Here is a 22,946-nt window from a genome sequence, read left to right as displayed (position 1 = left end):
CAAATTAAATGGCATTTGAAGGATTAGCAGAACGCCTGCAAGGAACACTTAAGAAAATTCGCGGCAAAGGGAAAGTAAATGAACAAGACGTAAAAGAAATGATGCGTGAAGTTCGACTAGCGTTGCTAGAAGCAGATGTTAACTTTAAAGTAGTGAAGAAATTTATTTCAGACGTGAAAGAACGAGCAGTTGGGCAAGAAGTACTTAATAGCTTAACACCAGGTCAACAAGTGATTAAAGTAGTTAATGAAGAATTGACGAAATTAATGGGTGGAGAGCAAAGTAAAATTGCCGTCTCACAAAAGCCACCAACAGTTGTAATGATGGTTGGACTTCAAGGGGCTGGTAAAACTACAACAAGTGGTAAACTAGCTAATCATTTAAGAAAAAGTCATAATCGTAACCCTTTGTTAGTAGCGGCAGATATCTATCGCCCGGCAGCAATAAAACAGCTTGAAACACTTGGGAAACAATTGGATATACCAGTATTTTCTTTAGGAGATCAAGTTAGCCCGGTTGAAATTGCTAAGCAAGCAATGGAAAAAGCGAAAGAAGATCATCATGATTATGTTTTGATTGATACGGCAGGTCGCTTACATGTTGATAATGAGTTGATGAATGAACTTGTTGAAATCAAAGAAGCAACGTCTCCTGATGAGATATTGTTAGTTATTGACGCCATGACTGGGCAAGACGCAGTTAATGTGGCGCAGAACTTTAATGAACAAATCAACATAACAGGGGCTATTTTAACAAAGTTAGATGGTGATACCCGTGGTGGTGCGGCTATCTCAGTTAAGGCTGTCACAGGAATGCCAATTAAGTTTGCGGGGATTGGTGAAAAAACCGATGCACTTGAACCGTTTCATCCTGAAAGAATGGCATCGAGAATATTGGGGATGGGAGATGTTCTCACCCTTATTGAAAAAGCACAAACAAATGTCGATGAAGATAAAGCAAAAGAATTAGAACGAAAAATGCGTACGAATGAATTAACTTTTGATGACTTCCTAGAACAACTCTCCCAAGTCCGAGATATGGGACCTTTAGATGAACTCTTGGATATGATGCCTGGTGCAGGTAAAATGAAAGGGTTAAAAAATGTTCAAATGGATGAAAAACAAATAGGTCACATTGAGGCGATCGTTAAATCAATGACGAAGCGAGAGAGAGAAGAACCTTCCGTATTAAATGCGAGTCGCAGAAAGCGAATTGCAAAAGGAAGCGGGACATCGATTCAAGAAGTTAACCGATTGATTAAGCAGTTTGATGAAATGAAAAAAATGATGAAGCAAATGTCAGGAATGCAAAAAGGAAAAGGAAAGAAAAAAGGTGGTTTAGGTGGAATGAATTTCCCATTTATGTAAATTCCCTTGTATTATAAAGCTTATTTAACAGCTTTTTAATAAAAAATAAGAGGTGTAAAGTTTTTTTACTTTACTAGGGTTGATCCTTGGTACCTTTTATGATAATATAATTAATTGTGTGAAAGATTTATGGAGGTGAAACACATGGCAGTTAAAATTCGTTTGAAACGTATAGGAGCAAAGAAATCCCCGGTCTATCGTGTAGTAGTAGCGGATTCCCGTTCCCCACGTGATGGTCGTTTAATTGAAGAATTAGGAATTTACAATCCATTGAGAACACCAGTTGAATTCAGAGTGAATGAAGAGCAAGCTTTGAAATGGATGTTAGATGGTGCGAAACCTTCTGATACGGTTCGTAACTTGTTCTCAAAAGTTGGCTTAATGGAAAAGCTTCACAATGCGAAGAACGCTAAATAGTCCTTCGTGTGGAAATAATCCTAGAAGGTGAGTGACATGAAAGAACTTGTTGAATCGATTGCAAAAGCGCTCGTAGATCACCCTGATGATGTCTTAGTAACTGAAGTGGAAAACGGACGTTCACTCACACTGAAGCTGGAAGTACACTCAGATGACATGGGGAAAGTGATCGGAAAACAAGGGCGAATTGCTAAGTCTATTCGTTCGGTTGTTAGTGCAGCTGGCGCAAATCAAAACAAACGTATTCAGTTGGAAATCGGTTAAAAGGGTGAGGGGAGACCTCTCCCTTTTTCCGTTTTTTAATAAATGATTTATGATAAAATATCTTTAGTACACATTTGGAGGTGCTTTGATGGAAATCATTAAAAAAGTAGTCGTAAAACAAATTTTGACTGAAAAGAGTAGAACAAAACTGAAAGAGCAATTTCTTTCTAATCAGTACCAAATCTCAAAAGAATTAAAGCAATTGGAGTTTGTATTACATAAAAAAATGAAAGAAAATAAAAGTGCTAATTATCAAAGTTCTTTGAAAGAAAGCTTTAATAAAGAAGTGGCAAAACGAAAAGAACGTTTACGCCAATCTGAACTGAAGCTTGGACAAATGGATGAACTTGAATTAGGTGCTGAACTTCGTGAGGGCACAATACAAATGATAGAGCAAGTAGAAGAAGGAGACAACTGGGAAGAAATCATGAAAGGGACGGAAATTGTGATTAAAGACGGTTTGGTTTATGAGCTTCGTCAAGGAGGCATGGAGGATGACTGAGTGGTTAAAGGTTGGGAAGATTGTCAACACTCACGGTATCCTTGGAGAAGTTCGTGTCGTATCAAGCACGGATTTCTCTGAAGCAAGATATGCTGTAGGGAACGAACTGACAATTGTTGATGATCAGAACCGAACAACCTCTGTGATCATTCGTTCTTGGCGTAAACACAAAAAGTTTGATTTATTAACCTTTGAAGGATATTTTAACGTAAATGATGTAGAGAAATTTAAAGGATCTATGCTCAAGATAAATGTCGAGAAACTTAATGATGAAATGGTAGAGGGAGAATTTTATTATCATGAAATCATCGGGTTATCTGTCTTTACAGAAGATGGAGAATGCATTGGAAAAGTGAAAGAGATCCTCTCCCCTGGAGCAAATGATGTCTGGGTCGTACAACCTAAAAACAAAGGCAGAGACATCTTGATTCCGTACATTGATTCAGTTGTTAAAGAAGTAAATATTCCTGAAGAAACGGTCGTGATCACTCCGATGGAAGGATTGTTGGACTTATGAAAATCTCTATCTTAACATTGTTTCCTGAAATGTTTCACGGAGTATTTTCTCACTCTATCTTAAAACAGGCGCAAGAGAAAGAGATTGTTGAGTTTAACGTCATTAATTTTAGAGATTACACGGAAGATCGTCATGGTCGTGTTGACGATTACCCATACGGTGGAGGAGGTGGGATGGTCCTAACTCCTCAGCCTGTTTTTGATGCAGTAGATGATTTGAAAACAAGTGGGACCGATGACTATAAAAAACAAAGAGTCGTTTTACTCTGTCCGCAAGGGGAACCTTATTCACAAAAAAAAGCAGAAGAATTGGCTAAAGAAGAACACCTTGTTTTAATTTGTGGTCATTACGAAGGGTATGACGAGAGGATCCGTGAACATGTTATTACGGATGAAATCTCTATTGGAGATTACGTGCTTACAGGTGGCGAAATTGGCGCAATGGTAATTTCTGACAGTATCACACGACTGCTCCCTGGAGCGCTTGGCAATGCAAAATCGGCTGTGACAGATTCACATAGTACAGGCCTACTAGAGTACCCGCACTACACTCGTCCAGCAGTTTTTAGAGGTCTTCAAGTACCCGATATTTTATTGTCAGGTCACCATGAGCGAATAGAGATGTGGCGTCATCAACAGGCGTTAAAACGTACGTTTGAAAGGCGACCGGATATGCTAGAAAGACTGCCACTTTCAAAAGAAGACAATCATTATTTACAAGAATTGAAATCAAAAGAAATAAATGATTGAGATCTTTTGTCATTTATGATATGATTTCTCTTGTGGCTTTGGCCAGATCAAGGTGTTCCGCTGTTCTATTGTTGAGACAAGAAGACCTGTAGGGAAGGAGGCGAACAGATAATGGAACAAATTATTCGTGATATTACTAAAGAGCAACTGAAAACGGATCTTCCAACTTTCCGTCCTGGAGATACTCTTAAAGTACATGCAAAGGTCGTAGAGGGTACTCGAGAACGTATTCAGGTATTCGAAGGTGTTGTCATTAAACGCCGAGGTACTGGGATCAGCGAAACATTCACTGTTCGTAAGATATCTTACGGAGTTGGTGTTGAGCGTACATTCCCTTTACACTCTCCACGTGTTGACAAGATTGAAGTAGCTAGATTCGGTAAAGTCCGACGTGCGAAGCTTTATTACTTGCGTGCACTTCGCGGTAAAGCAGCTCGTATTAAAGAAAAAGCGTGGCGTTAAGCTACGTTCATAATGGAAATGATTTAAAAGGAGCTTGGTTACAAGCTCCTTTTGTCGTACATTTTAACTTGAGGACGTAAAGAATGGTCCGTACTATAAATAGTCTATTTCATTCATGAAATGGAAGAACACACCATCACAAAAATGTGGTAAAATTATATCCGATTGAAAGTTCAAACTTTTTTTTATTGGTTACAAGAAATTTATAACAATCTTCGCGCTTTTCGTTAAAGAGATATGTTAAAAGGATGGATGATCATGGCTAAATCAGAATCTTGGGAATGGATAAAAGCTGTTGTTGTCGCACTTGTATTGGCTATTGTTATACGTTCCTTCTTCTTCGCACCTATTGTAGTGGACGGACAATCAATGATGCCAACGCTTGAGCATAATGACAGAATGATTGTAAATAAAATTGGCTACAATATTTCAGAGCCAGATCGGTTTGATATTATCGTTTTCCATGCACCACAAAACAAGGATTATATCAAACGTGTAATTGGTCTTCCAGGAGACTCTGTCCGTTATGAGGACGATGTTTTATACATCAATGATGAAGCTTATGAGGAAGATTATTTAGATGATTTTAAAGCTTTAGCAGATAATCAACCGTTTACCGGTGATTTCGAGTTAGAAGACTTTACAGGCTATGAAACGATTCCTGAAGGACATGTGTTTGTTCTGGGGGATAATCGTCAACATAGCAAAGATAGTCGCCACATTGGGGTGATTCCTTACGACGAAGTGGTTGGCAAAGCAAACTTTGTTTTCTGGCCAGTTCAGGAAGTAAGGATTGCAGATTAGGAGATGATGTTGTATGACAATTCAATGGTACCCTGGCCATATGGCGAAAGCAAAAAGGCAAGTTCTCGAGAAACTTAAACTCATTGACGTTGTAATTGAAATCGTTGATGCAAGAATTCCACTTTCTTCAAGAAATCCTATGGTTGATGAATTAACTTCACATAAACCTAGGCTTGTCCTATTAAATAAATCAGATCTAGCAGATCCTGTTGCTACTGAAAAATGGACTACTTATTTTGAGACGAAAGGATGGGCCAGTCTTGTCATTGATGCGCAACGAGGGAAAGGGATGAGTGATATTCCTTTGAAAGTGAAGGAACTGTCAAAGACCCTCTTAGATAAATTTGCAGCAAAAGGAATAAACCCTCGTGCATTAAGGGCGTTGATTTTAGGGATTCCGAATGTTGGAAAATCTACGGTTATTAATCGTATAGCAAATAAAAGAATTACTAAAATTGGCGATCGACCAGGAATAACGAAACAACAGCAGTGGATTAAGGTTGGAAAAGAAATTGAATTATTAGATACACCAGGAATTTTATGGCCTAAATTTGAAGATCAAGATGTGGGATTTCGGTTAGCCCTTACAGGTGCGATCAAAGAAGAAATCTTTGATTTTCAAGAGACAGTTGTATTTTTACTTGATTATTTGAAAGAGGTATATCCGAACTTACTAAAAAATCGTTATAACTTAACGGAGTTACCAGAAGACGTTGGAGAGTTATTCGATGCAATTGGTAAACGTCGTGGTTGTCTTGTTTCTGGCGGACTCGTGGATTATGACCGAGTAGCTGAAATTGTTTTCAGGGACTTCCGACAAGGCAAGTTAGGCAAAATAAGTTTAGAACACCCTGAGCAAGGATAAAAGATGCGCAATCTTGCGTATCTTTTTTATTTTGAAAACGGTGCGAAAGAGAGAGGGATTCAGACTGATAGTGGATTGGAATTGGGGGAGGGGTCCCTTTTGTCGTGTTCCAGCAGTGTCCTGACTCAAACATTTTCAGGACACTTAGCTAGCTTTTTTTCGAGAGAGATTCAAACTAGATCGGTTATTTTAAGGTAGGGTTGCCACCTTCGAAAGTTACTTTTAAACTATTAAAAAGAGAGCTCCTTTTTATAATTTTTTCATTTATAGGGTGGAACTGTTAAAAGCCGGTAAAATCATCTGATATAACTAATCAGTCAATTTTAAACTGTTTTTATGAATAATCTATGATGGCAATTGTTTTGTAAAGTCAATAAAAATAACGATGAACCGGAACCTAGATGAAACAAAAAATTAAATAAATCTATATTTTTTCCGATATATAAACAATAGTGGAAATACCTTAAGCACCGATGGAGAAGGGATAACATTCTATGAAAAAATTAACAATGAAAGAAATAACGGAAGCTTTGGTCAATATAAAAGATGAAAATGATCCCTTTCTAGCAACATTATATAAAGACGAAAGAAAAGGAGTCCAAGAACTCATTGGTCGTTGGCATAAGAAAAAAATAAAAAACAACCTATTAGAAAAACAATTTTCAGATATGATGTTTTATGAAAACGAAGCGCGTCAACGCGGATACACTGCGATTGCTGGTTTAGATGAAGTAGGCAGAGGACCACTAGCAGGACCGGTGGTGGCTGCTTGTGTCATCCTCCCTGACAATTTTAAACTACTCGGATTAACCGATTCAAAGAAATTGTCTAAAATAAAACGCAATTTATTTTATGATGACATTATTGAAAATGCACTTGCCGTCGGAATTGGTGAAGTGACAGCTAGAGAAATAGATGAAATTAATATTTATCAAGCTTCTAAAAAAGCAATGATGAGAGCCATGAATAAATTAAGTGCTGCAGTTCCTGATTACTTATTAGTTGATGCAATGAAACTACCGGTAAATATTCCTCAAGAGAGTATTATTAAAGGGGATGCCAAATCGGTATCGATTGCTGCAAGTTCCGTTATTGCAAAAGTAACAAGAGATCGTTACATGGAGAAACTACATACTAAATATCCGGACTACCAATTCGACAAGCATATGGGGTATGGAACTGCAATCCACTTAAATGCATTAGAGAAGTACGGTGTCCTAGATGAGCATCGAAAAAGCTTTGCCCCTGTTAAAGCTCATATATAACCAATTGGAAATCCAGTGAAAGGGGTGCGGAAAATGTTTGAGTCAACGATGCTAAATAACATGGTTCGTGGATTGGATCCTATACATTCTAAAACGATCAATCTAAGGCCTGGCCAAGTATTTCAAGGAACAATTGCACAACTTTACCCAGGGCAATTAGCTCAATTAAAGTTAGGAAATATGAATTTAACAGCTAAATTAGAGGCTCAATTGGAAAAAGGCCAGCAATATTGGTTTCGTGTCATGTCGGGTGATGGTATTCCAAAGTTGAAAGTAATGGAGAATGTACCTGCTCCTCAATCATCAGCAAATAAAGAGATGACGAATGCGCAAACTATTTTACAGAGAATGGGTATTCACCAAGGTGGAGCGCCAGAGCGATTATTTCAACATTTAAATCAACTGAGCCTTCCTTTTACGAAAGCAAATATTGCCGATGGTGCTCGATTGTTACAAGAATCTTCGATGCCACGTCAAACGACGCTTGATTTAATATCTAGTATGATCCAGAAAGGTATGCCTCTGACGAAAGACACGTTCCAATCATTAGCGGCGCTTCAATCCAATCAAAGTTTAGCAGAAACGATGCACCAGCTTCAGTCTCAATTAAAAACAATGACTAATTCAAATACAGCTATACCTTCGACTGGAACTTTACCTACAAATGAAAATACAAATACGTCTAGTCAAGTCCTTCAGCAAACACTCTCGCAAATGTTAGCTCAATCTGATCCATTAAGGCAAGGTGACGCATTTCAAGTCCTTTTAAGACAGATAAACTCAAGTGATACGTCAACCCAACAGCAAGCAGTGCAAATGGCTAGACAAATAGGCATCATTCCACAAAATATGAGTGAGGGGCAATTTTTTAACGAATTTAAAGCAGCCATTTTACGCCCCGAAAATCAAGATGCGGTTCGTCAATTATGGCCACAGTTATTTCAAGGAAATCAGGGTTCACCTCTACAAGAAATGCCACCGAGAGCTTTATTTACCTTTTTGATGGGTGCGGTTCGATTAGATCAACCGCAAGCGATGCAGCAACTATTGCAATTAATGAACCCACAAGCTTCACCAAGCCAAGTCTCGGCTTCGCTTGACCAATGGATGTCAAACCAGCCAACGGACGCCTCAAGACCCCTTTGGACGATGGTCAACGAGACGAGAGCGGACTCCTTTCTGTTAACTAGTGGTGGAAGAGAGGATTCACCGTTAAGGATGTTCCTACAACAGTTAGGGTTACATTATGAAAATGATTTACGGATCGGCGGACCAAATCAAGAAGCGTCTCAAAAAGCACAAACTCTAAAGGCTGCTTTGTTACAATTCCTTCAACAGTCGCAGGCTACTGCTCATCCTGCTGTTAGAGACCAAGCAGAGTTTTTATTACAACGATTAACTGGATACCAATTGATGTCATCTGAGCAAAATGGCCCCATTCAACACACACTTTTTGAAGTTCCTTTGAAAATGACAAATAAATATCAAGATATGACAATTCAATGGGAGGGGCGCCAGACAGAAAGTGGCTCAATTGATGAATCACATTGTCGAATTTTGTTTTATTTGACACTAGAAGCAATTGCAGAAACGGTTGTTGACGTACAAATTCAAAATCGGGTAATGACGCTTACTATTTTTAATGAGTATGATAAACCAGATTCTGTTCAAGATATATGGTTCCCTTTGCTTAAAGAAAAATTACAAAAGCTTGACTACCAATTATCAACTATTAAGTGGAAGCAGCCTTCGGAGGAGAAAGAATTAGTCGATTCAATCCAGCAGATGGGGAGTAATGTTTATCAAAAAGATGACTACGGCTACAGAGGGGTTGATGTTCGCATATGACAAACAATAAAGATAATAATTCTTATTTGAGAGAGCCAAACCGCAAACGCGCAGTTGCACTAGGATACGATGGGAAAATAGATTCAGCACCAACGATAAAAGCAAAAGGAAAAGGTTATGTTGCTGATGAAATTATTCGTCGAGCAAAAGAGAATCAAATCCCTATTCAAGAGGACTCTTCGTTAGTAGAAATTCTATCCCAGCTTGAAATGAGTGAACGTATCCCTGAAAACTTATATGAAGTAGTAGCTGAAGTTTTTGCATTTATCTATAAGGTTGATCGTGAACAAGTGAAAAAAAATAATTTATAATTGGTTCGTATTAAGGCAACCTTAACTTCAAGGGGTTGGATAATGAAAAAAACATCACCACTAATCGTTCCAGAATTAAATGAATATTTAGACAAGTATAAAGAAGAAATTGCTCATGAATTTGGTATTTTTCTTTCCGCAGATCAATCTTCTGAACGAGGAAATATTCACTATGTGATTAACAAAATACTCAAACATAAAAAAACAAAAAGAGCGAAACTTCACGAAAAAGAAAATATAGAGTCGGATAAAGAACAGTGATTTATTTCAGACCATTAACGATGACGGAAACAGGGGGCATGACAAGTTTTAGTTCATCTAATTAGATTATTTCATGACTATGTTTAAGTGCTAAAAGATAAAAATTTAATTTTTTGAGCGTATTATTCACAAAATTGTCGGAATGTATAGTAAAATGTAAGTTGTGTGAAAAGATAAGAGCGCTTATCTCTGATTTCTTTCCACGTCTTTTCTTTGAATTTTATATTCAAGAAAAGATTTTATGAAAGGCGTCGCGAAGTAAAACGCGCCGCGAGAGATATATTATTTTGACTTAGTTAGGAGGATGGCTATGAATATCCATGAGTATCAAGGTAAAGAGTTGTTAAGAAAGTATGGCGTAGCTGTTCCTGATGGGAAAGTTGCATATTCAGCTACTGAAGCTGTGGATGCTGCTAAATCTCTAGGGACGGAAGTTACCGTTGTTAAGGCCCAAATCCATGCAGGTGGACGTGGGAAAGCAGGCGGAGTGAAAATTGCCAAGAATCTTGATGAGGTTCGTACATATGCAAGCGAGATTTTAGGAAGTACTCTCGTCACTCATCAAACTGGTCCAGAAGGTAAGAAAGTTAATCGATTGTTAATTGAACAAGGCTGCGATATTCAAAATGAATATTATGTTGGTCTCGTTGTAGATCGTGCAACATCTCGCATCGTTATGATGGCCTCTGAAGAAGGTGGAACAGAGATTGAAGAAGTAGCAGAAAAAACTCCTGAGAAAATCTTTAAAGAAGTAGTTGATCCTGTAACAGGATTAATGCCTTACCAAGCAAGAAGATTAGCTTTTAATATCAACATTCCTAAAGAAATGTTGAAAGAAGCTGTTAAATTTATGATGGGATTATACAAAGTTTTTGAGGCGAAAGATTGCTCAATAGCTGAGATTAACCCACTAGTTACAACCGGAGATGGGAAAGTCATGGCATTAGATGCAAAGTTTAATTTTGATTCCAATGCGCTTTTCCGTCAAAAAGATATCGTTGAATATCGTGATTTAGACGAAGAAGACGAAAAAGAAATTGAAGCATCTAAGTATGACTTGAGCTATATCTCACTTGATGGAAACATCGGTTGTATGGTTAATGGCGCTGGGTTAGCGATGTCTACAATGGACATTATCAAGCACTTTTCCGGTGATCCAGCTAATTTCCTTGACGTTGGAGGCGGTGCTACGAAAGAAAAAGTAACAGAAGCTTTCAAAATTATTCTTTCTGATAAAAACGTACAAGGAATTTATGTAAACATTTTCGGTGGAATTATGAAGTGTGACATCATTGCTGATGGTGTAATAGCTGCAACAAAAGAAGTTGGATTACAAATTCCGCTCGTTGTTCGTCTTGAAGGGACGAATGTTGAATTAGGTAAGAAATTACTTAAAGAATCAGGATTAGATATTACTACAGCAGATTCTATGGCTGATGGTGCAGAAAAAATCGTATCGCTAGTTAAAGCGTAAGAAAGGCGGGATATAAATGAGCATCTTGATCAATAAAGATACAAAAGTCATTGTTCAGGGAATTACCGGAGCTACTGGTTTATTCCATACAAAACAAGCCGTTGAATATGGCACAAATATTGTCGGTGGTGTCACGCCAGGAAAAGGAGGGACTGAAGTTGAAGGCATCCCTGTTTTCGATACAGTATCAGACGCAGTAGCGAAGACTGGTGCGAATGCCTCAGTTGTCTACGTTCCACCTCCGTTCGCTGCAGATGCGATTATGGAAGCGACAGATGCAGGTTTAGACTTAGTAATCACGATTACTGAAGGAATTCCTGTTGTTGACATGATTAAAGTGAAGCGTTATATGGAAGGTAAGAAAACACGTTTAATTGGGCCAAACTGTCCAGGTGTTATTACACCTGATGAATGTAAGATTGGTATTATGCCAGGTTATATTCATAATAAAGGCCATGTAGGCGTTGTATCAAGATCTGGGACGCTAACATATGAAGCGGTTCATCAATTATCTACAAATGGCATAGGTCAATCTACTGCTGTTGGGATTGGTGGAGACCCGGTTAATGGAACAGATTTCATTGATGTGTTAAATCTTTTTAATGAAGATCCTGATACGTATGCTGTCATTATGATTGGTGAAATTGGTGGAACTGCTGAAGAAGAAGCAGCCGATTGGATTAAAACCAATATGACGAAACCAGTTATCGGATTCATCGGTGGACAAACGGCTCCTGAGGGAAAACGTATGGGCCATGCTGGTGCAATTATCTCTGGTGGTAAAGGGACTGCAGACGACAAGATTAAAGCATTGAATGCAGCAGACGTAAAAGTAGCTGAGACACCAGCTGTTATGGGTGAAACTCTAATTTCTGTTTTAAAAGAAAAAGATTTACTCAACAAGTGCCTCACTCATAAAGTATAAAAAAATTCAGGGCCCGCTTTTAAAAGCGGGCCCTGAAAATAATATGTATTTTGAGAAAGGAACATGCTCCGTGTTTATCCCTCGAACGTTTGATGATCGACTTCTACACCTTCACTATTCTTCATTTGGTAATTATTCATTTATAAAAAAATGTTTGCAATACGATCAAAGCTTAACATCAATTTATGAATTAAGTAGTGATAATTTTCGACAGTTTTTTCCACGATCACACAAAAAAGCAGCAACTATCTTCGAATCTATCCAAACCGTTCATATTGACTATTTAAAAGCTGAATTTATAAATGAAGAAATATTTTATTTTAATGTTTTTGAAGAAGGATATCCCTCGCTCTTAAAAGAAATTTATGATCCCCCTTGGATTTTATATTACAAAGGCAATAGGAGCATTTTAAATAACCCTCATCGTTTAGCAGTAGTAGGGACAAGGCATCCCTCTGAATTTCTTAAAGTGGAAATGGATCCCCTTCTGATCCCAATTGTTAACACACCGATTACGGTAGTTAGCGGAATGGCAATGGGGGTTGATACGATGGCTCATGAATTGTCAATGAACCAAAGTGGCGAAACAATCGCGGTGCTAGCTTATGGGTTAAATCAGCTTTATCCTCTTCATTTGAAAGAATTAAAAGACAGGTTACAACAAAGACAATTAGTTATCACCGAATATCCTCCATATGTTCGTCCACAAAGGTGGCACTTTCCCGAACGAAATCGTATTATTAGCGGATTATCTCAAGCAACTTTGATTTTAGAAGCAAAACAGAAAAGTGGATCATTAATAACAGGTGACTGTGCTTTACAACAAAATAGAGATGTATTCGCATTACCAGGAAGAATTTCTAACCCTCAGTCAGAAGGTACAAACCGTTTAATTCAACAAGGAGCTAAATTAATTCTTAGTGCAAATGACATTATAGAGGAATACCTTTAGATGTCACCGATGTATTCTTCCCCTGCATATGTTATCCTTTAGAAAGTCTTTCATTTCTAATAAATGAAAAAATTTATAATATTTTAACTAAACGGTATTAACTATTAATGTCGATTTTTCTGTTAGTGATGTATAAGTAGGAGTGCTAGTACTATGCGAGAGTCTTGGTACGCCCAACGTGACAAGGAATTGGTACCCTTCATTGAATGTGTCGAATTAAAGAGTTTAACACTACCGATAAATGGTCTTTATCCTTCTTTTACGTGCTTATATAAATCATTCTTATAAACAGAAGTTTGACAAATGGTAAAAGAGTGTTTAATAATAGGGAAGATTTAATCTACCTCTGAAGGGGAGGAAATAGTGTATGTCCGATTACTTAGTAATCGTGGAATCTCCCGCAAAAGCGAAAACAATAGGGAAATATTTAGGGAAAAAATATACTGTGAAAGCATCGATGGGTCATGTCATTGATCTACCAAAAAGTCAAATGGGTGTCGATGTAGAACAGGATTATACACCTAAATATATTACCATCCGCGGGAAAGGCCCGATTTTAAAAGAATTGAAACAAGCGGCAAAAAAGGCAAAACGAATTTATCTAGCTGCCGACCCTGATAGAGAAGGGGAAGCAATCGCATGGCACTTAGCTGATAGTTTGAATATTGATAAAGATTCTGAATGTCGAGTAGTGTTTAATGAAATTACTAAGCAGGCAATAAAAGACTCGTTTAAACACCCAAGAACGATTAATACTAATTTGGTCGATGCTCAACAAGCGAGACGCGTACTTGATCGATTAGTGGGGTATAACATTAGTCCGTTATTATGGAAAAAAGTTAAAAAAGGACTAAGTGCTGGTCGAGTCCAATCTGTTGCCGTAAAAATGATTATTGATCGTGAGAATGAAATTAAAGCGTTTCAACCAGAAGAATATTGGTCTATAGAGGCTTCGATGACAAAAGATGGCCAAGAGTTTGAAGCTAAATTTATGAATTTAGATGGGAAAAAGAAGGACTTGAAGTCAAAAGAAGATGTCGACCAAGTACTTGGAAAACTCCAAGGTGATATCTTCCAAATTGGTCAAGTGAAGAAACGAGAAAGAAAAAGAAATCCAGTTGTTCCTTTTATTACTTCATCACTTCAACAAGAAGCAGCAAGGAAGTTGAATTTCCGTGCAAAGAAAACAATGATGCTTGCGCAACAATTATATGAAGGGATCGATTTAGGGAAATCTGGGACTGTTGGTTTGATTACGTATATGAGAACTGACTCAACACGTCTCTCTGATACGGTAAAGGCTGAGGCAAAAGAATATATTGAAAAACAATATGGAAAAGAATTTCATAATGAAACACAAGTAAAGGTCAAACAGGGTCAGAAAACGCAGGACGCTCACGAAGCAGTTCGGCCAACGTCGGTCATGATGGATCCAAAATCAATGAAAGCCTTCTTGAGCCGGGATCAATATCGTTTGTACAAATTGATATGGGAACGGATGGTTGCGAGTCAAATGGCGCCAGCTGTGATGGATACCATGTCAGTAGATTTAACAAACAACGGTGTTATGTTTCGTGCAACAGGATCTAAAATGAAATTTGCTGGATTTATGAAAGTTTATATTGAAGGAAATGACGATGGGAAAGAAGAAAAAGATCGTCTGCTTCCAGATTTGATTGAAGGAGAAGAAGTATCTTCCATAAAGATTGATCCAAATCAACACTTTACCCAACCGCCGCCAAGATATACAGAGGCTAGGCTTGTAAGGACGTTGGAAGAGCTAGGAATTGGTCGTCCATCAACGTTTGCTCCGACTTTGGATACAGTTCAACGGAGAGGGTATGTAGCTTTAGAAGAGAAGCGATTTGTTCCTACAGAACTTGGAGGGATTGTTCTTGAGTTAATCGAAGAATTCTTCCCAGAAATTTTAAATGTTGAATTTACCGCTGAGATGGAATCAAACTTGGACTCAATTGAAGAAGGAGAGAAAAAGTGGGTTCATATTATTGACGATTTCTATCAAGGTTTTGAAAAGAGGTTAAGAACTGCTGAGGAAGAAATGAAGGAAGTAGAAATAAAAGACGAGCCAGCCGGTGAAGATTGCGAGAAATGCGGTCATGAAATGGTCTATAAAATGGGACGATACGGAAAATTTATGGCTTGTTCAAATTTTCCTAACTGCAGAAATACAAAAGCAATTATTAAAGAAATTGGCGTGAAATGTCCTAAGTGTTCGGAAGGGAATGTCGTAGAAAGAAAGAGTAAAAAGAAACGAATTTTTTATGGGTGTGATCGTTATCCAGAGTGTGATTTCATCTCTTGGGATAAGCCGATTTCTAGACCATGTCCTAAATGTGAAAGCTTATTGGTTGAAAAGAAATCGAAGAAAGGTGTTAACGTTAACTGTACAGAATGTGATTACAAAGAAGAAGTAAATTAGGAAGTTTTAATCCAATATTGTAGCTATTAATGTTGGATTAAAACTCTGACAATAAAAAGTCAAAATTATGTGTAAGTATTGAGAACAATTCAGAATTTTGTGAAATAAAAGTGAATTTCATTGAAAGAGCTACTAAACTGTGATAAGATTTAGTAGCTCTAAATGTTTATGAGTAAAGATAACAAAAACGTTGAAATATCATTCTTTATAAAAAGGTGACGTCCATGTCGAACGATTGGATTAAGAAATTTATTGATTATTTACAAATAGAAAAAAGCGCGTCCGCTCACACGATAAATAGTTATAAATGTGATATTGATGAATTTTGCGGATTTGCAGAGCAGCATTTGAGTAAATCAATCGCTGCTGTTTCGTATGTAGATATTCGTATTTTTTTATCTGAGTTACATACAGAGAGTTATGCTAGAAGAACGGTTGCTAGAAAGATTTCTGTTTTACGTTCTTTTTGGTCGTTTCTTGTTCGAGAAGAGCTTGTATTAACGAATCCGTTCAAAATAGTCACCACTCCAAAATTGCAAAAAAGATTCCCTTCTTTTTTTTACGAGAATGAAATGAAAGCTATTTTTGAGTCGATCGATGTAGGCTCTCATCTTGGTTTACGTAATCTTGCGTTAATAGAAGTTCTGTATGGAACTGGAATTCGTGTAAACGAATGTGCAAGTTTGAACTTAGAAGATTTTGACAAAGAGTTAGGTACACTATTCATTCATGGGCAAGGGCGAAAAGAGAGATATGTACCAATTGGAAGTTACGCAATCGATGCGTTGGATGTTTACTTTAGAGATAGCAGACCGAAACTAATTAGAAAAGCTAATAAAGCGACAAATTCAATGTTTTTAAGTTATCGTGATTGGAAGCTAGAAGATCGGAGTATTAGGAAAGTTCTAAATAACATCGTACAAGATGCTGCTTTTTCATCTAGGATGAGTCCTCATGCTTTACGTCATACATTTGCGACTCATTTATTGAATGAAGGGGCAGACTTGCGAACGGTACAAGAACTATTGGGACTTAGTGACTTAGCTTCGACACAAGTTTACACTCATGTGACAAAAGATCGGTTAAGGGAAGTTTACCTCTCGTCACATCCAAGAGCGTAGCTAAAGGGAAAGGGTGATAAAGAATGGAACCTATTAAGGGAACGACAATATTTGCTATTCAACACAAAGGCCAGGCGGCGATAGCGGGTGACGGCCAAGTGACGTTCGGGAACGCCATAGTCATGAAACATTCAGCGAAGAAAGTTCGTAGGTTATACAGGGGAAAAGTCATTGCAGGTTTTGCAGGTTCTGTCGCAGATGCTTTTACCTTATACGAAAAATTTGAAAGTAAACTAGAAGAATTTGGTGGAAACTTACAGCGAGCTGCTGTAGAATTGGCGAAAGAATGGCGCAGTGATCGTGTGTTAAGAAAATTAGAAGCTATGCTTGTAGTGATGGACAAAACTAATTTATATCTGATTGCTGGAACTGGAGAAGTGATTGAGCCTGATGATGGGATTCTTGCTATTGGTTCAGGTGGAAGTTATGCACTATCAGCTGGAAGAGCATTGAAGAAACATACTGATCATCTATCTGCAAAAGAAATTGCAGAGGCAAGTTTAACAATTGCAGCCGATATTTGTGTTTATACGAATCATCAAATTATTGTCGAAGAACTATCAAAGGACTAGCTCGTTCATAAGCAAATGATTAATTACCCAAATTGTAAAGTGAGGGATGAAAAGTATGAGTAGTTCGTTAACCCCTAAACAAATTGTAGAAAAATTAGATCAATCTATCGTTGGTCAAAATCAAGCAAAGAAATCCGTCGCCATTGCATTAAGAAATAGGTATCGTCGAGGATTATTAGACGATATGCTAAAAGAAGAAATCACTCCGAAAAATATATTAATGATTGGCCCAACTGGAGTGGGGAAAACGGAAATTGCCCGGAGGTTAGCTAAGTTAGTTGGTGCACCTTTCGTTAAAGTCGAGGCGACCAAATTTACTGAAGTTGGATATGTTGGTCGTGACGTTGAATCAATGGTGCGAGATTTAGTAGAAACATCGATACGAATCGTTCAAGAAGAAAAAATGAAGAGTGTCACCGTTAGAGCTGAACAAAATGCAAACCATCGACTCGTAGATTATCTAGTTCCATCTGAAAAAAAAGAGTCGAATTATCGAAATCCGTTTGAAATGTTGTTTCAAGGGAACGAGGATACTGAGCAAGATCAATCGGAAAATAACCAAGAAGAAGAAACGTCAAGAAGAGATCGAAGACGGCAAGTTGCTAAGAAACTTGCAGCGGGTGAATTGGAAAATGAAGAAGTTAGTGTGGAAGTAGAGGAGAATCAATCAAACTTCATGGATATGTTCCAAGGATCAGGCATGGAACAAATGGGTAATAATATGCAAGACATGCTTGGGAGTATGATGCCTAAGAAGAAGAAAAAACGAAAACTGAAGGTTAAAGAAGCTAGAAAAATATTAACAGAAGATGAAGCAAAAAAGCTGATTGATATGGAAGAAGTAACTCAAGAAGCTGTAACTAAAGCAGAGCAGCTAGGGATGATTTTTATTGATGAAATTGATAAAGTAGCTGGGAAAAGTCAACAACAGTCAGCCGATATATCAAGAGAAGGTGTTCAACGAGACATTCTTCCTATTGTTGAAGGCTCGACGGTCATTACAAAGTACGGACCTGTTAAAACGGACCATATGCTTTTTATTGCAGCTGGAGCTTTCCATTTCTCAAAACCATCTGACTTAATTCCTGAACTACAAGGACGTTTTCCAATTCGAGTTGAGTTAAATAGTCTGACGGTAGATGATTTTGTGCGAATTTTAGTAGAGCCAAAACACGCATTAGCGAAGCAGTATCAAGCATTATTAGGAGTAGAAGGAATAAAATTGAAATTTTCAGACGATGCTATTCGTAGAATTGCCGAAATAGCAACTGAAGTGAATGAAGAAACAGAAAATATTGGAGCACGAAGACTTCATACAATTTTAGAAAAATTACTAGAAGATCTTTCTTACGAAGCATCAGAAATCACAATGGAAGAGATCGTGATCACTCCTGCTTATGTCGAAGAAAAACTACAAAGTGTCGTGAAAAATCGCGATTTGAGCCAATATATATTATAAAACAGGAGGAAATACAATGGATTTATTATCAAAAACAAGGAAAATAAATGACTTACTTCAAAAAAGTGGTGGGCAAGCAGTGAACTTTAAGGATATGGCGGTAACATTACGCGATGTAATTGAATCAAATATCTTTATTGTTAGTAGAAGAGGTAAGCTTTTAGGATATTCGATTAAGCAAGAAATTGAAAATACCCGTATGAAACAAATGCTCGAAGACAGAAGATTTCCAGATGAGTATACGAATGGTTTATTCAAAATAGAAGATACGTCTTCTAACTTAGATATTAATAGTGACTATACTGCATTCCCTGTAGAGAACAAAGATTTATTCGCAAATGGTCTAACGACAATTGTTCCTATTCAAGGTGGTGGACAACGTTTAGGTACACTCATATTAGCTCGTCTTGACAATACCTTTGATGATGATGATCTATTATTAGCGGAATATGGATCAACTGTTGTAGGCATGGAAATCCTTCATGAAAAAACAGAGGAGATTGAACAAGAAGCCCGAAGTAAAGCTGTCGTTCAGATGGCGATTAGTTCGCTATCTTATAGTGAACTTGAGGCTGTTGATCATATTTTTGAAGAGTTAGATGGTAATGAAGGATTGTTAGTTGCTAGTAAAATTGCGGATAGAGTTGGGATTACTCGGTCTGTTATTGTTAATGCTCTAAGAAAACTTGAGAGTGCTGGTGTAATTGAGTCAAGATCATTAGGGATGAAAGGAACATATATTAAAGTATTAAATAATAAGTTTCTAATGGAATTAGAAAAACATAAAGACTAAACCCACGTTCGCAGATCTTATTTAATGCACAGTGAAAAGGCTAATTTTAATTAGCCTTTTTTGTGTACTTTAAAAATATTTAACTTCGCTAAGGATTAAAGTATAAGATAAACTAAGACTTTCGTCATGATGGACTTGGCGACAAGCCAAGTTTTTCTAATGTGAAAATAAAACTACTTGCTATTAAACTTATGTTCAACTCAAATCATCTACTTTTTTTAGAATTAATTCCCCTTAATCTTCCACTTAATTATAGCGAAAATACTTTAAATGGTTGTAATCCCATATTAGACAAGAGACTTAACAACTTGAATGTTTTTAATAATAGACGAGAATAATTATTTTTTTGAAAAAATGTCACAGAAAGATGTGAAAATATGATAAAGTTCAACTATAGATAAATGATGTATTTTGTCGTGATGTGTCGAATGCGAAAAAAAGGCCTACCATAATAAGACTATTTTCGTGTTAATCATAGGTCTTTTCCATTAATGTATATCTAATTTATGAGACCGTTAGACAAAAGCAGGAATATTATATAAAATACACCTAGGTACTGGTTTAATAGGCAAGTAAAACTTGGTTTATATTTAAGTGAATGGGGTATGAAAATGAATTTGATTAATAATTCGACAACTCAATTACTAGAGACGGCAATGTCTGCTGCTTCGACAAGACAAAACACAATATCTCAAAATATTGCAAATGTAGATACGCCAAATTATAAGGCGCAAAAAACCGTCTTTTCACATGAATTGAATCGTGCACGAGAAGGTCAACGTTTAAATGCTGCTCGAACTGATGACCGCCATGTTACTTTTGGCGGAGGACCAAGAGATGAATCAGCAATTGTTACTAAAAAAACAAATACGACGTATAATCACAACGGAAACAATGTTGATATGGACCATGAAATGAGTCAGTTAGCGGAAAATCAAATTTATTACAATACATTGGTAGATCGTTTGAGTGGTAGGTTTAACAGTATCCGAACTGTATTAGGTCAAGGGAGGTAGATGAAAATGTCAATGTTTCATGGTATGAATATATCCGCCTCTGCATTAACCTCTCAGCGGTTAAGAATGGATGTCGTGTCAAGTAATATGGCAAATGCAGATTCCACAAGAGGGCGTCTTGTAGATGGAGAGTGGGAACCTTATCGTAGGAAGATGGTCACGATGGAGCCAAATCAAGCAGGAGGCTTTAAAAACTATCTGCACAAGGCGATGGGTGCTAGTGAAGATATTGGCAAAGGTGTGAAAGTCGGTAATATCATTGAAGATCAATCGCCATTTAGACAAGCTTATCAACCAGATCACCCTGATGCGAATGAAGATGGTTATGTCGAGTTACCGAATGTCGATCCACTCAAGGAAATGATTGATTTAATGAGTACTACTCGTTCTTATGAAGCAAATGTAACAACGCTAGATGCACAAAAAAATATGTTACTTAAAGCTTTGGAGATTGGTAGATAAGCGAATAAGGAGGCAAGACTATGGAAACTAATCCGATACAACAAATGAACTCTGTGATGAGTCCACAGCAAGTTCGTTTAAATCAAGCAACTCCACATGAAGCACAACAATCTTTTAAAACATGGATGAGTGATGCGATTGCTGATGTAAATAATGCACAAGTAGACTCTACTAATATGACAGAAAAAATGGCTAGAGGCGAGAAAGTAGACTTACACGATGTAATGATTACTGCAGAAAAGGCCAGTGTGACGTTACAAACAACATTAGAAGTTAGAAACAAAGCAATAGAAGCATATCAAGAAATCATGAGGATGCAAGTGTAAATATTTCAAGCCTAAAAATGAATACATAACTACATTCGCCCTTGAATTTTTATATATGGGGGCTAATGATGATATTATCGGGTAAATTATTTTAAATTTTAATAGCTAAATTAAGAAAAATGAAAATCTCTTAAGTGGAAAGCTCATTTTTTCTAATGGAGTAGCGGTATTGGAGGAAAAATGAACGATAACCTGGTTGAATATAAAAATAAGACAATTAAATTTTGGCAATCAAGAACTACGAAACAAAAAGGGTTGCTAGTAGGATCAATCACACTTATCTTAGTTCTACTCCTGTTATTTTCTTTAGTTGGGTCTCGAACAAACTTTGTTCCGCTATACTCAAATTTAACAATTCAAGAAACTGGTGAAATAAAAGCAACGTTAGATAGCCGAAATGTAGCTAACGAAGTAAGTAGTGATGGCACTTCGATACTTGTTCCAGAAGCACTTGTTGATGATTTAAAAGTTAGTTTAGCAGCAGAGGGTATTCCCCAAACTGGTAGAATCGATTATGGAACATTTAGAGATAATATGGGATTTGGTACTACTGATAGTGAGTTTGAACTACTTGAAAGGGCCGCAATTCAAACTTCTTTGGAAGATCTAATTAGAAGTGTTGATGGTGTCCAAGGCTCACAAGTAATGATTACATTACCAGAAGAAAGTATATGGCTTGGAGATGAACCGGATCAATCTACAGCATCTGTCCTGTTAAATATGCAAGCAGGATACTCATTAGATGAGAATCAAATACGAGCTCTCTATCATCTAGTTGCACAAAGTGTCCCAGGATTAACAGTGGAAAATATTGTGATGATGGATCAAATGTCTCGATACCTAGAACTTAATGAGCAACCATCCACAGCTAATTCCGCACTTTCAGTATACGAACAACATCGAAATATTCAGAGAGATATTGAAAGAGATTTGCAAAGAGATGTGCAACAAATGCTCGGAACGATGGTAGGACAAGATAAAGTCCTCGTTTCAATTTCTACGGATTTAGATTTCACTCAGGAGAACAGACAAGAAGAACTAGTAGAACCTGTGGATGAGGAAAACATGGAAGGACTTGCTGTCAGCGTTGAACGGATTACAGAAACATACGAAGGAGAAGATCTTGAAGAGGGTGGGGTTGTTGGTGCTGGAGAAGATGATATCCCGAATTTTCCTGGGGCATTTGGCGCTGGTCAAGGTGATTATGAACGAATAGAAGAACGAATTAATAATGATGTTAATCGGATTTCACGTGACATAGTTGAGAGTCCTTATAAAATTCGTGATGTTGCCATTCAAGTAATGGTAGAACCACCAGATCCAGAAGATCCATTATCTCTTCCCCAAGAGAGATTGAATGATATTCAGCAAATTCTTGGTCAGATAGTGCGTACGTCTATTGATGCAGAATTGACTGCTGAGTGGGGTCAAGAAGAGTTGGAAGAAAGAGTCCTTGTCTCTTCTCAAGAATTCTTTGGGAAAGTTGAATTTGAAGAACCAGCAGGTGGCATACCATTTTGGTATTATATTGTTGGTGCTCTTGGCCTAGTTGTTCTGCTTCTCATTTTTATGTTAATGAAAAAACGAAATAAAGATGAAGAGTTAGAAGAAATAGAAGTTGATGATCGTTCTCAGTACGATTTACCTCCTATGGATGAAGGACCAGAATCAGAGGAGAAGGCCCGTCGAAAGCAGTTAGAGAAATTAGCTAAAGATAAACCAGAGGAATTCTCTAAACTTGTTCGAACATGGTTATCAGATGACTAAGAGGAGG

Annotated in this window: 25 protein-coding genes; all 25 read left to right on the top strand. The window is 37.3% G+C overall.

Annotated elements, in window-relative coordinates; genetic code table 11:
- Positions 1-8 precede the first annotated feature (8 nt).
- Entirely contained in the window at positions 9-1,367 is a 1,359-nt protein-coding gene (gene ffh / locus ACM26V_RS08425) for a signal recognition particle protein (RefSeq protein ID WP_416150976.1), read from the top strand.
- 144 nt (positions 1,368-1,511) lie between these two features.
- The gene (rpsP, locus tag ACM26V_RS08420) at positions 1,512-1,784 is read left to right on the top strand and encodes a 30S ribosomal protein S16 (protein ID WP_416150975.1); all 273 of its coding nucleotides are present in this window, start codon (positions 1,512-1,514) and stop codon (positions 1,782-1,784) included.
- 36 nt (positions 1,785-1,820) lie between these two features.
- Entirely contained in the window at positions 1,821-2,048 is a 228-nt protein-coding gene (locus tag ACM26V_RS08415) for a KH domain-containing protein (RefSeq protein WP_416150974.1), read from the top strand.
- An 88-nt stretch (positions 2,049-2,136) separates the two neighbouring features.
- Positions 2,137-2,550: a YlqD family protein gene (locus tag ACM26V_RS08410; RefSeq protein ID WP_416150973.1), complete on the top strand. Its 414-nt coding sequence runs from the start codon at positions 2,137-2,139 to the stop codon at positions 2,548-2,550.
- The gene (gene rimM / locus ACM26V_RS08405; protein ID WP_416150972.1) at positions 2,543-3,067 is read left to right on the top strand and encodes a ribosome maturation factor RimM; all 525 of its coding nucleotides are present in this window, start codon (positions 2,543-2,545) and stop codon (positions 3,065-3,067) included. Before ACM26V_RS08410 ends, rimM begins: the two co-directional genes overlap by 8 nt.
- Complete coding sequence (gene trmD / locus ACM26V_RS08400) at positions 3,064-3,816, top strand: tRNA (guanosine(37)-N1)-methyltransferase TrmD (protein ID WP_416150971.1); 753 nt, start codon at positions 3,064-3,066, stop codon at positions 3,814-3,816. The genes rimM and trmD overlap by 4 nt, the downstream gene beginning before the upstream one ends.
- A gap of 111 nt (positions 3,817-3,927) precedes the next feature.
- Positions 3,928-4,278, top strand: a complete 351-nt coding sequence (rplS, locus tag ACM26V_RS08395) for a 50S ribosomal protein L19 (RefSeq protein WP_416150970.1) — start codon at positions 3,928-3,930, stop codon at positions 4,276-4,278.
- A 252-nt stretch (positions 4,279-4,530) separates the two neighbouring features.
- Positions 4,531-5,082, top strand: a complete 552-nt coding sequence (gene lepB / locus ACM26V_RS08390) for a signal peptidase I (RefSeq protein WP_416151826.1) — start codon at positions 4,531-4,533, stop codon at positions 5,080-5,082.
- A 13-nt stretch (positions 5,083-5,095) separates the two neighbouring features.
- On the top strand, positions 5,096-5,947 hold the full coding sequence (ylqF, locus tag ACM26V_RS08385) for a ribosome biogenesis GTPase YlqF (RefSeq protein ID WP_416150969.1): 852 nt from the start codon (positions 5,096-5,098) through the stop codon (positions 5,945-5,947).
- Positions 5,948-6,441: 494 nt separating this feature from the next.
- A complete protein-coding gene (locus tag ACM26V_RS08380) occupies positions 6,442-7,212 on the top strand; it encodes a ribonuclease HII (RefSeq protein ID WP_416150968.1) in 771 nt (256 codons plus the stop codon).
- Positions 7,213-7,245: 33 nt separating this feature from the next.
- Entirely contained in the window at positions 7,246-9,060 is a 1,815-nt protein-coding gene (locus ACM26V_RS08375; RefSeq protein WP_416150967.1) for a hypothetical protein, read from the top strand.
- Positions 9,057-9,371, top strand: a complete 315-nt coding sequence (locus ACM26V_RS08370; protein ID WP_416150966.1) for an EscU/YscU/HrcU family type III secretion system export apparatus switch protein — start codon at positions 9,057-9,059, stop codon at positions 9,369-9,371. The genes ACM26V_RS08375 and ACM26V_RS08370 overlap by 4 nt, the downstream gene beginning before the upstream one ends.
- Before the next feature lie 42 nt (positions 9,372-9,413).
- Complete coding sequence (locus ACM26V_RS08365) at positions 9,414-9,632, top strand: small, acid-soluble spore protein, alpha/beta type (RefSeq protein WP_416150965.1); 219 nt, start codon at positions 9,414-9,416, stop codon at positions 9,630-9,632.
- A 310-nt stretch (positions 9,633-9,942) separates the two neighbouring features.
- Positions 9,943-11,106 carry an ADP-forming succinate--CoA ligase subunit beta gene (sucC, locus tag ACM26V_RS08360; protein ID WP_416150964.1) on the top strand — a complete coding sequence of 388 codons (1,164 nt, stop codon included), beginning with the start codon at positions 9,943-9,945 and terminating at the stop codon, positions 11,104-11,106.
- Positions 11,107-11,122: 16 nt separating this feature from the next.
- On the top strand, positions 11,123-12,031 hold the full coding sequence (gene sucD / locus ACM26V_RS08355; protein WP_416150963.1) for a succinate--CoA ligase subunit alpha: 909 nt from the start codon (positions 11,123-11,125) through the stop codon (positions 12,029-12,031).
- 43 nt (positions 12,032-12,074) lie between these two features.
- Positions 12,075-12,983 carry a DNA-processing protein DprA gene (gene dprA / locus ACM26V_RS08350; protein WP_416150962.1) on the top strand — a complete coding sequence of 303 codons (909 nt, stop codon included), beginning with the start codon at positions 12,075-12,077 and terminating at the stop codon, positions 12,981-12,983.
- A gap of 367 nt (positions 12,984-13,350) precedes the next feature.
- Positions 13,351-15,423, top strand: coding sequence for a type I DNA topoisomerase (gene topA / locus ACM26V_RS08345; RefSeq protein ID WP_416150961.1), 2,073 nt, complete (start codon positions 13,351-13,353; stop codon positions 15,421-15,423).
- Positions 15,424-15,647: 224 nt separating this feature from the next.
- Positions 15,648-16,544 (top strand): tyrosine recombinase XerC, encoded by an 897-nt coding sequence (locus ACM26V_RS08340; RefSeq protein ID WP_416150960.1) that lies wholly within the window; start codon positions 15,648-15,650, stop codon positions 16,542-16,544.
- Between the two features lie 23 nt (positions 16,545-16,567).
- Positions 16,568-17,116, top strand: a complete 549-nt coding sequence (gene hslV / locus ACM26V_RS08335) for an ATP-dependent protease subunit HslV (protein WP_416150959.1) — start codon at positions 16,568-16,570, stop codon at positions 17,114-17,116.
- A gap of 55 nt (positions 17,117-17,171) precedes the next feature.
- The gene (gene hslU / locus ACM26V_RS08330) at positions 17,172-18,575 is read left to right on the top strand and encodes an ATP-dependent protease ATPase subunit HslU (RefSeq protein WP_416150958.1); all 1,404 of its coding nucleotides are present in this window, start codon (positions 17,172-17,174) and stop codon (positions 18,573-18,575) included.
- Between the two features lie 16 nt (positions 18,576-18,591).
- The gene (codY, locus tag ACM26V_RS08325; RefSeq protein ID WP_416150957.1) at positions 18,592-19,368 is read left to right on the top strand and encodes a GTP-sensing pleiotropic transcriptional regulator CodY; all 777 of its coding nucleotides are present in this window, start codon (positions 18,592-18,594) and stop codon (positions 19,366-19,368) included.
- Positions 19,369-19,979: 611 nt separating this feature from the next.
- A complete protein-coding gene (gene flgB / locus ACM26V_RS08320; protein WP_416150956.1) occupies positions 19,980-20,384 on the top strand; it encodes a flagellar basal body rod protein FlgB in 405 nt (134 codons plus the stop codon).
- A gap of 6 nt (positions 20,385-20,390) precedes the next feature.
- On the top strand, positions 20,391-20,846 hold the full coding sequence (flgC, locus tag ACM26V_RS08315) for a flagellar basal body rod protein FlgC (RefSeq protein ID WP_416150955.1): 456 nt from the start codon (positions 20,391-20,393) through the stop codon (positions 20,844-20,846).
- A gap of 44 nt (positions 20,847-20,890) precedes the next feature.
- Entirely contained in the window at positions 20,891-21,172 is a 282-nt protein-coding gene (gene fliE, locus ACM26V_RS08310; protein WP_416151825.1) for a flagellar hook-basal body complex protein FliE, read from the top strand.
- A 180-nt stretch (positions 21,173-21,352) separates the two neighbouring features.
- Positions 21,353-22,939 (top strand): flagellar basal-body MS-ring/collar protein FliF, encoded by a 1,587-nt coding sequence (gene fliF / locus ACM26V_RS08305; RefSeq protein ID WP_416150954.1) that lies wholly within the window; start codon positions 21,353-21,355, stop codon positions 22,937-22,939.
- The last annotated feature ends 7 nt before the right edge of the window (positions 22,940-22,946 follow it).

The sequence above is a fragment of the Salipaludibacillus sp. HK11 genome, assembly GCF_047795645.1.
Taxonomy (GTDB): Bacteria; Bacillota; Bacilli; order Bacillales; family Salisediminibacteriaceae; genus Salipaludibacillus.
Note: the sequence above shows the minus strand (reverse complement) of the source record. Positions and strands in the feature narration are given on the sequence as shown.